The organism is uncultured Pseudoteredinibacter sp., from assembly GCF_947500695.1.
Classification (GTDB): domain Bacteria; phylum Pseudomonadota; class Gammaproteobacteria; order Pseudomonadales; family Cellvibrionaceae; genus Pseudoteredinibacter.
Genome location: NZ_CANMSS010000003.1, coordinates 277,477 through 290,364, shown reverse-complemented (window position 1 = coordinate 290,364; position 12,888 = coordinate 277,477). Strand labels below are relative to the sequence as shown.

At 46.7% G+C, this 12,888-nt stretch carries 11 protein-coding genes; 5 read left to right on the top strand and 6 right to left on the bottom strand.

What is annotated here, in order from left to right:
- Positions 1-120: 120 nt before the first annotated feature.
- Entirely contained in the window at positions 121-1,008 is an 888-nt protein-coding gene (gene menA, locus Q1A08_RS07930) for a 1,4-dihydroxy-2-naphthoate octaprenyltransferase (RefSeq protein ID WP_299771603.1), read from the bottom strand.
- Positions 1,009-1,043: 35 nt separating this feature from the next.
- On the opposite strand from menA, the gene Q1A08_RS07925 reads away from it, so the two are divergent.
- A complete protein-coding gene (locus Q1A08_RS07925) occupies positions 1,044-1,928 on the top strand; it encodes a bile acid:sodium symporter family protein (protein ID WP_299771601.1) in 885 nt (294 codons plus the stop codon).
- Between the two features lie 160 nt (positions 1,929-2,088).
- Positions 2,089-4,266: a S46 family peptidase gene (locus tag Q1A08_RS07920; RefSeq protein WP_299771599.1), complete on the top strand. Its 2,178-nt coding sequence runs from the start codon at positions 2,089-2,091 to the stop codon at positions 4,264-4,266.
- Positions 4,267-4,330: 64 nt separating this feature from the next.
- Here Q1A08_RS07920 and Q1A08_RS07915 read toward each other — a convergent pair whose 3' ends face one another.
- The 3 genes from Q1A08_RS07915 to soxR all read right to left on the bottom strand — a co-directional run bounded on the left by Q1A08_RS07915 (position 4,331) and on the right by soxR (position 6,558).
- On the bottom strand, positions 4,331-5,092 hold the full coding sequence (locus Q1A08_RS07915) for a glucose 1-dehydrogenase (protein ID WP_299771597.1): 762 nt from the start codon (positions 5,090-5,092) through the stop codon (positions 4,331-4,333).
- A gap of 322 nt (positions 5,093-5,414) precedes the next feature.
- Entirely contained in the window at positions 5,415-6,065 is a 651-nt protein-coding gene (gene alkB, locus Q1A08_RS07910; protein ID WP_299771595.1) for a DNA oxidative demethylase AlkB, read from the bottom strand.
- Positions 6,066-6,114: 49 nt separating this feature from the next.
- Entirely contained in the window at positions 6,115-6,558 is a 444-nt protein-coding gene (gene soxR / locus Q1A08_RS07905) for a redox-sensitive transcriptional activator SoxR (RefSeq protein WP_299771593.1), read from the bottom strand.
- A gap of 168 nt (positions 6,559-6,726) precedes the next feature.
- On the opposite strand from soxR, the gene Q1A08_RS07900 reads away from it, so the two are divergent.
- Positions 6,727-7,305: an NAD(P)H-dependent oxidoreductase gene (locus Q1A08_RS07900; RefSeq protein ID WP_299771591.1), complete on the top strand. Its 579-nt coding sequence runs from the start codon at positions 6,727-6,729 to the stop codon at positions 7,303-7,305.
- Between the two features lie 69 nt (positions 7,306-7,374).
- On the opposite strand, the gene Q1A08_RS07895 is transcribed toward Q1A08_RS07900, so the two are convergent.
- Together Q1A08_RS07895 and Q1A08_RS07890 are read right to left on the bottom strand one after the other, a co-directional pair.
- Positions 7,375-8,619, bottom strand: coding sequence for a 2-oxo acid dehydrogenase subunit E2 (locus tag Q1A08_RS07895; RefSeq protein WP_299771589.1), 1,245 nt, complete (start codon positions 8,617-8,619; stop codon positions 7,375-7,377).
- Positions 8,619-10,736 carry a transketolase C-terminal domain-containing protein gene (locus Q1A08_RS07890; RefSeq protein WP_299771587.1) on the bottom strand — a complete coding sequence of 706 codons (2,118 nt, stop codon included), beginning with the start codon at positions 10,734-10,736 and terminating at the stop codon, positions 8,619-8,621. The genes Q1A08_RS07895 and Q1A08_RS07890 overlap by 1 nt, the downstream gene beginning before the upstream one ends.
- Positions 10,737-11,037: 301 nt before the next feature.
- Between Q1A08_RS07890 and Q1A08_RS07885 the strand changes: the two genes are divergently transcribed.
- Together Q1A08_RS07885 and Q1A08_RS07880 are read left to right on the top strand one after the other, a co-directional pair.
- Positions 11,038-11,499, top strand: a complete 462-nt coding sequence (locus Q1A08_RS07885) for an Lrp/AsnC family transcriptional regulator (RefSeq protein ID WP_299771585.1) — start codon at positions 11,038-11,040, stop codon at positions 11,497-11,499.
- Positions 11,500-11,650: 151 nt separating this feature from the next.
- Positions 11,651-12,844 carry an amino acid aminotransferase gene (locus tag Q1A08_RS07880; protein WP_299771582.1) on the top strand — a complete coding sequence of 398 codons (1,194 nt, stop codon included), beginning with the start codon at positions 11,651-11,653 and terminating at the stop codon, positions 12,842-12,844.
- Positions 12,845-12,888 lie beyond the last annotated feature (44 nt).

Genomic DNA, 12,888 nt, shown 5'->3' with positions numbered 1-12,888 from the left:
CAACAGATTACCTGGCGCAAAACTGGCCACATTATGGTTTTTTGCAGCCTCTGATTCAAGAGCCGCCCCCTTTTGACTAGCATTTGGCCGCTATTATGCGGATTCCTCGGAGCCTAAAAATCAATCAAGCAACAAATCCATGCTCAAGGTAGTGCTGAATAACAGCATCAACATAGCGGTCTGTGCCAGCTGCCGGTTGAGCTCCTGGCCCTCTCTGCGCAACATAAACCACATCAATAGAAAGACTGCGGGAAGCAAAATATAACTAAATCTCGGCGGCTGATGGAGACTCATAGCCCCTAATACCACGGCCATAAATAGCAATAAACCATATAAATATCGACTACCCCGTGCACCAAGGTAGGCCGCGAGTGTTTTCTTATTGGCCTGCAGGTCTGTACTGATATCTCGAGTATTGTTCACCAACATCACGGCTGCCGCCAATAAGCCCATGCTCAGGGCAGGCGAAATAAGATCCGTCGTGAGGTAACCCAGCTGAACATAAAAGCCACCTAAAATGGCAATAGGCCCGAAAACCACAAATACCGCGAGCTCACCAAGGCCGTTATAGGCTAAGGGCAAGGGGCCGGCGCTATATGTCATAACCGCCAGTACACAAATTATTCCAATTAATGATAAATAGGCATGACTGTGCAAAACCAAGAACAAACCCGCTAAGATACCCACAGCAAGGAATAATAGGTATGCCTTATGGATGGCAGCTTCACTTAGCCCTCCATTTACAAGCACCCGATCAGGGCCCAGTCTATTCGCTGTATCCACGCCCGATTTAAAATCGTAATAGTCGTTCGCTAGATTGACGGCAACCTGCAGGCACAGACCGCAAACCAAAATTAGGGCCGCAAGACTTATGTTAAAAAGTCCTTGCCCCAAACGAGAAGTTTGACAAATCTCTTGCAAAACAAGTACTTGGCTTAATAATATCGGCGCTAAAGAGATAACTAAGGTTTTCGGGCGGATGGCAGCCAGCCAGCTTGCAATCGTCATAATAACAACACTAAATCTATGGCAGGAGCCTACATTTGGACGCACTTACCATTAACAAAATTGTTTTGCCTGTGATGCTAGCATCCATGATGCTCACCATGGGACTCTCATTGCAGAGGGTTAACTTTATTGAGGTACTCCGGCACCCCAAAGCACTAGGCTTAGGTGTAACCCTACAGCTTGCTATATTACCTCTATTAGCTTGGCTGATCATCATAAGCTTTAGGCTACCTTCTGAACTGGCCGCTGGCTTATTACTGATAAGCCTTGCGCCAGGCGGAGCCTCCTCAAATGCCATTAGTTTTTTAGCCGATGGCGACGTTGCACTTTCAATCTCCCTTACCATCGTCAGTTCTTTGGTAGTGCCATTCATATTGCCGATCATGCTGATGTGGCACTACAGCTTCCTTGGCATGGGGGCCGAGCCCTTTGATATACCCATCCTCCCCACGATTACCCAACTTTGCGTGGTTTCCTTAATTCCCATTGCCTTAGGCATGTACATCCGCCATCGCTTTGAGGGTACCTTTGGCCCCTTGCAGAAACTCTTTGAAAAGTCGACTGGCATTATCCTTGGGCTGCTAATCGCCATTATGGCTTGGACCAATCGCGCAGAACTAATGGAGGTAATGGAAACCTCCAGCGTATTACTACTAGGGCTTTGCGCACTCGCTTATTGCAGCGGGGTGTTCATTGCACAGCTTATTGGGCTTCCCACTCAGCAACAACGCACCCTTGGGATTGAGACCGGCATTCAAAATGCTGGCATTGCGATGATGGTAGCCGCCAGTATTATGGGCAAGCCAGCATTAGCTATGATTGCGCTGTTTTACGGTATTGGCATGAACCTGCCCGCCATCGTTATGATTAGTTGGATTCGCTGGCGTAAACAAGAACCCAATGGCGAGCCCGCCCTCTAATACTCAATAAGGGTAGCCTAGTAAATAGGCTACCACTCCCTGGTAACTCTCTTACCCCTAGCCCTTAAATTACTCGCCTAAGCCCATGCTTGATCTATATGGTTTTGAAAAGTGTCCAGCTATGGTACTTTCTGCCTCGACTAATTTGAGGAATATTAGAATGAAAAAAATGACTTTGGCCTCGGCGCTGGCAGTAGCTAGCCTAGGTTTTGGTACTCAAAGCTACGCCAATGAAGGCATGTGGCAACCCCATCAGCTACCTCAGCTGAAAAAAGAGCTTAAGCGTACCGGTTTAAAAATCCCTGCAAAGAAAATTTCCAATCTAACCAGCTTTCCAATGAACGCGATTATCAGCCTTGGCGGCTGTACTGCGTCATTTGTATCTCCAGAAGGCTTAGCAGTAACTAACCACCACTGCGCTTATGGCAGCATTCAGTACAACTCTACAGCAGAGAAGAATCTATTGGCCGATGGTTTTTTAGCCAAGACCAAAGATGCTGAGCTGCAAGCGGCACCGGGCTCGCGTATTTATATTACCGAGTCTCTTGACAATGTTACTGATCAAATCTTAGGCGACTTGAGCGCTGAATTAAATGGTAAAGAGCGCTACCAGGCTATCGAAGATAAAGAAAAAGCCATGGTCGCAGAATGCGAAAAAGATGATGGCTATCGCTGTGAAATATACAGCTTTCATGGCGGTTTAGAGTATTACCTAATCAAACAGCTTGCCGTGCGAGATGTTCGTTTGGTTTATGCACCACCAGCCAGCATTGGTAAATACGGTGGTGACACCGATAACTGGATGTGGCCTCGTCACACTGGCGACTGGGCATTTTACCGCGCCTACGTAGGTAAAGATGGCAAGCCAGCAGACTTCAGCAAAGACAATGTCCCTTATAAGCCGAAGAGCCACTTAAAAGTATCGGCCAAAGGTGTAAAAGATGGTGATTTTATTATGGCTGCTGGCTATCCAGGCCGTACCAATCGCTATCGTACCTCCGCTGAGGTATTGAATAACTTTACTTGGGCTTACCCTACCGCTAAAGGTTATCGCGAAGAGTATATTGATACTATTAAGTCGGTAGCACCCGATGGCAGCGATGCTCGTATCAAATACGAAAGCACCATTGCAGGCCTAGCAAACTACGCCAAAAACTATGGCTCGATGATCAAGAGCTATAACAAAGGCGATATGTTGCAACGTAAACAAGCATTAGAAGCTAAGCTACAAAAATGGATTGACTCTGACGCTAGCCGTAAAGACAAATATGGCGCTGCTATTGCTGACTTAGACCGCTTGATTAAAGAAGGTCAGGAAGGTAAAGAGCATGATCTATTATTTGCGTACATCAAACGCACTAATATGATCCCAACAGCACAACGCTTATTGCGCTTAGCTCATGAAAAACAAAAAGCTGATGCCAAGCGCGAGCCGGGTTATCAAGAACGCGACATGACCCGCTTTACGCAGCGCATGGAACGTATTGATCGTCGCTATGATGCTAAAGTTGATGCTGCGGTAATTTTGCACTTCCTTCAAAAATACGCTGCACTACCTGCTGATCAACGCATCCCGCAAGTGGACAAAGCTTTTGGCTTGAGCGATGGCTTTAATGCTGAAAGCGTGGCCGCTATTTTACAAGAGATGCACAGTAAGACCAGCTTAGGCGATAAGAAAGCGCGCCTAGAGTGGATGAATAAAACGGTTGCTGACTTTGAAAAAAGCGACGACCCTTTCATCAAACTGGCCGTATCTTTGTACGATTACGAAATGGCCGAAGAAGCTAAAGAGAAAGCTCGCATCGGTGAATTACAGCAAGCGCGCCCTGCCTATATGGCGGCAATCATTGCTTACAATGAAAGCCTGAATAAGCCAATCTACGCAGATGCCAATAGCTCCTTACGTGTTACCTACGGTAAAGTGAAAGGCTATAGCCCTCAAGATGGCTTAATCGCAAAACCTTTTACTACTCTCGAAGGCTTAGCGGCCAAATATGTTAAAGGCGACGATGAATTTGATTCACCGCAGAAACAGTTAGATGCAATTGCCAATAAAGACTACGGTCGCTATGGTCAGAAATGGCTTGGCTCTGTACCGGTTAACTTCTTAGGCACCCTAGACATCACTGGCGGTAACTCAGGCTCACCAACCTTAAATGGCAAGGCTGAGTTAGTAGGCCTATTGTTTGATGGTGTTTACGAGAGCATCATTGGCGATTGGGATTATGACCAAAAGCTAAACCGTTCTATTTCTGTAGACTCACGCTATATGTTGTGGGTTATGGAAAAAGTAGATGGCGCTACCAATCTAATTGAAGAGATGGATGTTGTTCGTTAACGTTTAGACACTTCTCTTTCTTAAAGGGCCAGGGCTTTTAGCTCTGGCCTTTTTTATTATAGAGCTATTGCGCTGTATACCCACCATCCACAACCAATTCAGAACCTGTCATAAAACTCGCCTCTTCACTGGCTAGAAATACTACCGTAGTAGCGATCTCTTCTGGCTCTGCGATTCGACCAATTGGGTGAGCTGCTACAATTTGCTCGGCAAGTTCGCCGGGCAGCTCAGAAAACGTCTGTTCAACCAAGGGAGTTTTTACAAATCCTGGGTGCACGCTATTTACCCGAATCTTATAGCCTTGCTGGCCACAATGCAGCGCTGCAGATTTTGTTAATAATCTCACCGCGCCTTTAGCGGCATTGTAGGCGACTGCCAAAGAGTTTCCCACTAAGCCTTCAATTGATGAGATATTAATAATTGAGCCACCCGAATCCTTCATCACTTTAATGGCTTGTTGGGTTCCTAGGAATACCGATGTTTGATTGACTGCGATGGTTTTGTTCCAATCCTCTAGACTTAAATCTTCAATGCTACCGACAATAGCGATACCAGCATTGTTTACCAGAATATCTAAACGGCCAAACACCTCTATTGTGTATGCCATTAAGGTTTGCCACTGGGCGGGCGCAGTTACATCACAAGAAAAAATCTCAGCTTGACACCCTAAAGCGCGCATACTGTTTTGCAACGATTTAGCTTTATCCATTTGAACATCGGCAATCACAACCTTCGCACCAGCTTCCGCCAACGCTGTGCAACATGCTGCCCCAATACCACTAGCACCACCTGTGACAACAGCCACTTTGTTTTCAAGTCTCGACATAATATAAGCCCTTTTTTTGCTGATATTATTGCTTGGCATTAGCCCTCGAGATATGTGCTTGGCGGCCAGCCGCTTGTGAATTACGGCCAGCTTGAAATAGGCTATCTTTGAAGAGATTAACTTTAAAGAAACTGGCGTTGAATGGTCTAGGGCACCTCTGAATAATGCAGATTAGCTCAGGCTTCACGTCAATGTCGTAATCGAGGCGCTTCTTGCCAAGGGCTGCGGCTATTGCCGGCGAAGCACGCCTAGTATCTAAGCGCTTCAGGGCTCCGCTGAGCAAAACCTGCATTATTCAGAGGTGCCCTAGAAAAGCAAAGGACTAATAAACTTGTCGAAAGGTAATATTTATACGCTGACGTCCCAACAATGAGTGCTCACTGTCTTTAAGGGGCTGAACGCCATGAAAGCAAAAACGCGAAGGTCCACCCCAAACAACCGCATCACCGTGTTGCAAGGTGAGCCGCTTGGTAGGGCTACCTCTACTTAGACCACCAAACAAAAACTCAGCATTGATACCAAAGGATAGCGATACAATTGGAGCGCTCTTATTATTTTCGTCTTTATCTTGATGTAAAGACATCTTACTGCCCGGTAGGTATTGGTTTATTAAGCAGGCTTGGGGCTGAAAACGCTTATAACCAGCCTCCTGTGCAACTTGCTGAGCCAAATCTAAAAACAACTTGGGCATAGCAGGCCAAGCTTGCCCACTTAGCGGATCCAACTCTTGATAGCGATAACCCCCGCGATCACTCACCCAGCCCAGTTCGCCACAATTGCTCATCGCAACAGACATTTTATGGCCACCAGGCGTAATAAGATGCCTTAATGGTGCCTGTGTGAGTATAGGTTCTAGCTCAGCAATAACTTCTTCAGCTCTATCTAAGACAAAAGCCGGCAAGCATAGCGCCCCTCGGGCAAGCTCTTGCTTGTCGCGGTTTGTATCGGCCATTTGGTCAAAGAGATCTGCCATAACTGTTTTATGCTTTGCTAACTTTGTAAAACTCTACTTTTTATACCATCTAACTTTCCAAAAATACTGCACCGCTATGATCTTTACCGGCGATATCCTCTGGATTTCTTAAAGGGCAGGCTTTTAAGCTCAGGCAACCACAGCCAATGCACTCACCCAGCTCATCACGTAATTGATTCAATTGTCGAATGCGCTCATCCAGCTCCTTGCGCCAGTGTCTTGATAGACGCCCCCAGTCCTGTTTATTTGGCGTGCGATTATCAGGCAGGGTCGCCATAGCTTCCTGAATTCCTTGCAGGCTAATACCGATTCGCTGAGCCGACTTAATCACCGCCACTCTGCGTAAAACATCTTTATTAAAGCGTCGCTGATTTCCGCTATTGCGCCAGCTTTGAATCAGGGCCTTACTTTCATAGAAGTGCAAGGTAGAAACCGCCACACCGCTGCGTTTGGCAACCTCCCCTACCGATAGGCTCTCGCTTTCTTTTGCCATAGCTTAACCTTTAAATTGATGCCCCGGCCATTTAGAGCCTAGAAAATAATCCAACCATAGCGAAAAAAACTATTGACCTCAAGTTAACTTGAGGTTTTATAGTGCCTCCCGAATCGATATTTGAGAGCTGAACGCATCCAAACAGAGTACCGCATGGGAGGTGTCCAAATGAATGACCACACTGATAATCCAGAGAAGAAAACCATCGCCATTTTGTCGAGCTCACGCCGCAATGGAAATACCGCAAAGTTTCTAGAACTATTACAAGATTACTGGCCAATGGATTTTGTTTATCTCGAAGACCATGACATCCAAGCCTATGATTATCATTACCGCCAGCAAGATGATGATTTCCGACCACTAATGGATCGAGTACTGGCTTACGAGCATATTATCTTTGCCGCGCCTATTTACTGGTATTCAGTGCCACCTGCAATGAAAGCTTTCCTTGACCGGCTTTGTGACTACACGGAAATAGAAAGCCTAAAAAATGACGGGAGAAGGCTACGTGGCAAAAAAGCCTATGTATTGACGACCTCCAGCCACAGTAAAGCCTCTGATATCTTTATCAAGATGTTTAGCGGTACCTTTAAGTATTTAGGGATGGATTATCAAGGGTTTATTCACGCCGATTGCAGCGACGGCTTTATTGCTCACAGAGAGCGAGCAAGATGTGAAGACTTTGCCTTGCGAGACAGGCTGTTTTGGAGAAAAGTTAAGCACAGCCTAAAAGCTTGCGCTTTTTAACAATTGAAATCAGCATCGAGTACCGGGGTCAGAACCCAAGGGTTCTGACCCCGTTTCGAAGCCGAGATACTAAACCCCACCCCAAGTTTCAATTTCATTCACAAAGCAAGCAAGCCAAGCATTGGTTTGATGAGCATCCACTGCACGGTGATCAATACTTAAAGAAACATAGCACTTAGGACGAATACGCATTTCATCACGACCATCGACTTCAATCACTTCAACGCGCTTTTCCATCTTGCCAATACCCAAAATGGCCACTTGCGGTTGATTAATAATGATCGGCGCTGCCATCAAACTACCGCTCACACCATGATTAGAAATAGTAAAGGTTCCGCCCTTCATATCAAAAGGGGTTAACTTGTTCTCGCGCGCCCTTTGAGTTTGATCATCCAAGGCCTGAGCAATACCTAATAGATCCATCGCTTGTACGTTTTTCACTACGGGAACAACCAAGCCCTTATCACCAAGTGCCGTACCGACACCAATGTTGATCGATTGAAATATCTCTAAAGCATCTTCATGAAACTGAGCATTCATATCTGGCACGGCTGCCATTGCTTTGGCGCTGGCAGCAAGGAAATAAGCAGTAAAAGTTAGATTAACGCCTTTTTCAGCAAACTCTTTTTTATGCCATTTTCTGTGCTCGATAATATTGCTCATATCCATCTCAAACACAGAGGTCACATGAGGGGCTTTTTCCAACAAGCTCTCCACCATATGCTTTGCTATCGCCTTGCGCATAGATGAATGAGGCACCATACGGCTATTCATATCCGCCATAGCAACCGGACTGCTTATGGCATTATTATTCGATGCCGTTTTTTGCGCTTGCCCAGAGGCGATATAAGACAATGCATCTTCGCGAGTGATTCGACCACCGCGGCCACTACCCTGCATCTGTTCAATATCTAGATTATGCTCAGCAACCAGCTTACGTACCGCTGGGCCCATTAAATGACGACAAGACTGATCAGGGTTTACAGCGCTTTGTTGCGCAACAGCGTTAGTTGTTAAAACGTTCTCTTCAGATTTATTTCCCTTATCACCCTGTGAATCCGACTGCTGTGCTTCTGTATTGATCAAAGCCATTACAGAATCAGGCTCTACCTTATCGCCGGGCTTAAACTTATGCTCTGTCAAAACACCACTGCAAGGTGCCACCACTTCAATGGCAACCTTATCCGTCTCTAACTCCACCACAGGTTCGCCTTCGCTTACGGCATCACCAATGTTAAACAACCACTGGCTCAAAGTAGCCTCGGTGCCCTCTAACTGCTCAGCGGTCAAACGCAATTCTTGTAAACTCATCATCACAGCTCCAATAAATCCGTCATTTCACGAACAATATCTTCCACCGCAGGCACAGCAGCTTCGAGCAGGTGAATATTATGAGGGCTTGGAATATCCGGCATGGTTAAGCGACGCAGCGGCGCATCCAAATCGAAGAAACACTCATCACCCAAGGTCGCGGCAATTTCTGCTCCAAAACCTGCGGTTTTATTATCTTCGTGGACAATTAAGCAGCGTGCCGTTTTACGGACCGAGGCCAATATGGCGTCTTTATCCCATGGCTGAATACTACGTAAATCAATAACTTCAAGGGCGTCTCTTTCGGGGTTAATTTGCTCGGCAGCTATTTCGCAGCGCTCAACCATTGCACCCCAGGTAACCACCGTTAAACGATTGCCTTCTCTTAGTGTTTTTGCCTTGCCAAAAGGCACCACAAAATCATCACCCGGATACGGGCGGCGCGCCCAACCATTGTCGATAAGTGCACGATGCTCAAAGAAAATGGTTGGGTTATTGCTGCGCAAGGCTGAGCGCAATAAACCGACGGCATCCTCAGCATTCGACGGCATGACCAACTGCCAACCCACCTTGTGGGCCCATTCCACCTCATCCGACATGGAATGCCAAGGGTCACCACGACGAGCAAAGCCACCCGGTACACGCACCACCATAGGTGCAGCAAATTTATTCGCTGTGCGCCAGCGCATAATGCCTGTATCGGTTAGTTGCTCGGCCGCAGGTTCAGCATATTTGCGAAACTGAATTTCGGGCACTGGCATTAAGCCACTTAAGGCCATACCCACCGAGCGACCAATAATTCCCTCTTCAGATAAGCTGGTATCAAATACTCGCTGCTGACCGTATTTTTGATGCAAGCCTAAAGTTGCACCATGAACGCCACCCTTAGGGCCAACATCTTCACCAAATACCAGCACCTTAGGATTACCTTGCATCTCCACATCTAAGGTTTGGCGAATGGCCGCCAACATATTTAAACGACGACCTTCCGGTTTTGCTTCGGCATTACTTGCTGGAAATTGGTGATCTTGTGTCGCCAGGCCGCCGCGAGTTTGTAAAATCGTTTGGCCGGCGGCATCTTCTTCACTATATACAAAACGCTTAATCGCAGCCGGATCTGGCTGTGGCCTATGCATGGCTTCATCCAAGGCATGACGTACCTTGGCTTCGGCTCGCTCTTCAATTTGCGACCAGTGTGTTTCACTGACCAAACCGTTATCCAACATAAATTGCTTAAGCTTCGGTAACGGATCTTTGGCCTGCTCAGCTTCGATCATTTCAGCTGGCTTATAGGTTTGAGTGTCTTGGAAAGTGTGACCACATAGACGTGGCACTTTCAAACGAAGCAGGCAACAGCCTTTGCCAGAACGTACATAATCAACCGCCTCTTTAATTTTGCTAGCCGCTTCCAGCGGATCAGTGCCATCACCATCAACAATATGCAGCTGCTTGTAGGCTGCAAGGTTTGCGACCTGATCGCCCCCTGGAGTTTGCACCTCTTGTGGCACCGAAATACCGTAACCATTGTCTTCAATATAAAACAGATGGGGTAAATTATTAGTGGTGGAGATATTTAATGCCGCCCAGAAACCGCTGGTAGACATGGAAGAATCACCCCCCATAGAAACACCGATGGCCCCTTCATAACTACCATCATCTAGCTCGTCACGATGATAAACTACCGATTGTGCCCAACCGCTTATGGGAGAAAACTGAGAGCCCACACCACCACACATTGGAAATAAAGTGGTGCCGGTCGATTCGCCATTTCGCATATTGGGATAGTTGCACACCACCCCGATATCACGGCCATCGCTATAACCACCTGAGCGAGCCAGTGGCCCAGCAACAGCCTCTACAAAATCTAGGCCCAAGGACAACACAAAGGGACGAGAGCGGTAATATCCCGTAGCACCATCATGTTTGTGGTTAAGCAAGCTGCCCAGCATCACTTGAGCCAGGTCGTGCCCACGGGCTGAAAACTGGTTAAACACCAGCTTTTGAGGAACCAGTTCTTGCTCTTCAATGGTATCCATAGCTCGGGAGGCTAGAACAATATGGGCAATATGGGGCCAATCGAAGGCGGCGATCGCCTTTTCTGCATCGATGGAATTTGTCATTGTCGCTTCACATTTTAGTTATGGTTTCACAGCTCTAAAGCCGTGGCGGCGAGCAAGCTCAAGCCGCTTTATCACTCTGGGATACTGTAGCTTTAGAGGCCCGAAATGTGGTTGCGAATGCAGCCTAAGGCCCATAGGCAATAGAAACAAAAAGTCAACTACAATCCCAATAAGGAAAGGATATTGCTTTGTTATCGCAATTTATTAACTATATGATATGTAAATAAAGCAAGGGGGAGATACTCATCAAAAGCCCCAAACAACCATAACGATAACTATATTATGCAAAATGAGGCCGGTGATGGATAAATACGATGCACAGATACTGCATGAGCTACAACTAGAGGGGCGACTTTCCAACCGTGATCTGGCCGAACGCATTGCCCTTTCGCCAGCCCCTTGCTGGCGTCGAGTAAAGCGTCTAGAAGACGAGGGATTTATACGCGGTTACAGTGCCCAAGTAGACCATAAGAAAATAGGCTTACAGATAATCGCCTTTGTGGAGGTCAGTTTAGATATTCATCATCCCGAGACGATTCAAAACTTTCTATCCATGATCGCCAATGAGCCTGGCATTTTAGAATGTCACTCGGTAACGGGGCAGTGCGATTATCTACTCAAGATTGTCTCTAAAGACATGGAGAGTTATGAAACTTTCGTATCTACCCAATTATTAACCGCCCCAGGCATCCGCTCGGTGAATACTTTGATCTCGATGCGACAAAATAAATTGACCAGCGAACTGCCGGTAAACTTAGACTAATCACTTTAAATGAATCGTCTTGGCTGCAACTTGCCAAGACCTTGTTAGCGATTACAATGGGTGCTCTTTTGAGTTCGGCAGTAATGCTAGCTGCAACCATAGCGAAACGGGCCCAATGTTATGCGCCCACTTAGATAATCTGGAATAAATCATGTTTGAGAAACTCGACATTATCCCCCAAGACCCCATCCTTAGTTTGATGATGGAGTTCCAAGGTGACAACAATCCGAATAAGGTTGACCTAGGTGTAGGTGTTTATAAAACTCCTACCGGCGAAACGCCTATTCTGGCAAGTGTTAAAACAGCCGAAGAATATCGTTGGCGTAACGAGGCCACCAAATCTTATATTGGCGGCCCAGGTAATGCGGATTTCAACCAGCTGATGCGAGAACTCGCATTGGGTAAAGACCATAAGGTGCTCGCCCAAGGCCGAGTAGCGTCTATTCAAGCTCCAGGTGGCTGCGGCTCTTTACGTCTGGGCGCGGAGTTAATCAATCGAATTCAGCCTGGTAATAAAATTTGGATGAGCAACCCTACTTGGGCTAACCATGTCCCATTATTTGGCGAAGCTGGACTAGAGATAGCCGAATACCCATATTACGATCGCGAAAGCTGCTCTGTGCGCTTTGACGAAATGTACAAAACACTGGAACAAGAAGCCAAAGCCGGCGATGTTGTTTTACTGCATGCATGCTGCCATAACCCTTGCGGCGCGGACTTGAATACCGAGCAATGGCAAGCTATGGCTGAGCTATGCAAAAACAAAAGCTTGGTGCCTTTCTTGGATATGGCCTATCAAGGTTTTGGCACCGGCTTAGTGGAAGACACCATTGGTGTTCGCACCATGGCCGATACCGTGGACGAGATGTTTGTCGCGATTTCTTGCTCTAAAAACTTCGGTCTTTATCGCGAACGTATTGGCTTACTGATGGCCATCAGCAAAGACAGTAATGCTGCCCAAGCCGTTAGCAGTCAGCTGATTAATATTGCCCGTGGTATTTGGTCTATGCCGCCAGCTCATGGCGCTGCATTGGTAGCTACCATCCTTGGTTCTGATGAACTTACCAAGCAATGGGAAGCTGAAGTAAAGGAAATGCGCGATCGCATCAATGGTTTGCGCAGCCAAGCTGTAGCCAAATTAAACGCTGCCTGTAATGGTGTAGATTTTAGTTTTATCGAAAAAGAATTTGGCATGTTCTCTTTCTTGGGCATTAGCCCAGAACAGGTTGCCAAACTAAAAGCTGACTATGGCATTTATATGGTGAGCTCTTCGCGAATTAATGTTGCGGGCCTAAACGAAAGCAACTTAGACTACTTTGCAGATTCGGTAGCCAAAGTCCTATAAATCAGGTCCATTCGCTATACCAGTAGCGGGGTCAGAACCTTAGG

What these genes read in the sequence shown, in the direction of transcription:
- menA (WP_299771603.1), bottom strand. Translation starts at nt 1,008, where the DNA reads ATGACGATTGCAAGCTGGCTGGCTGCCATCCGCCCGAAAACCTTAGTT.
- Q1A08_RS07920 (WP_299771599.1), top strand. Translation starts at nt 2,089, where the DNA reads ATGAAAAAAATGACTTTGGCCTCGGCGCTGGCAGTAGCTAGCCTAGGT.
- Q1A08_RS07915 (WP_299771597.1), bottom strand. Translation starts at nt 5,092, where the DNA reads ATGTCGAGACTTGAAAACAAAGTGGCTGTTGTCACAGGTGGTGCTAGT.
- alkB (WP_299771595.1), bottom strand. Translation starts at nt 6,065, where the DNA reads ATGGCAGATCTCTTTGACCAAATGGCCGATACAAACCGCGACAAGCAA.
- soxR (WP_299771593.1), bottom strand. Translation starts at nt 6,558, where the DNA reads ATGGCAAAAGAAAGCGAGAGCCTATCGGTAGGGGAGGTTGCCAAACGC.
- Q1A08_RS07900 (WP_299771591.1), top strand. Translation starts at nt 6,727, where the DNA reads ATGAATGACCACACTGATAATCCAGAGAAGAAAACCATCGCCATTTTG.
- Q1A08_RS07895 (WP_299771589.1), bottom strand. Translation starts at nt 8,619, where the DNA reads ATGATGAGTTTACAAGAATTGCGTTTGACCGCTGAGCAGTTAGAGGGC.
- Q1A08_RS07890 (WP_299771587.1), bottom strand. Translation starts at nt 10,736, where the DNA reads ATGACAAATTCCATCGATGCAGAAAAGGCGATCGCCGCCTTCGATTGG.
- Q1A08_RS07885 (WP_299771585.1), top strand. Translation starts at nt 11,038, where the DNA reads ATGGATAAATACGATGCACAGATACTGCATGAGCTACAACTAGAGGGG.
- Q1A08_RS07880 (WP_299771582.1), top strand. Translation starts at nt 11,651, where the DNA reads ATGTTTGAGAAACTCGACATTATCCCCCAAGACCCCATCCTTAGTTTG.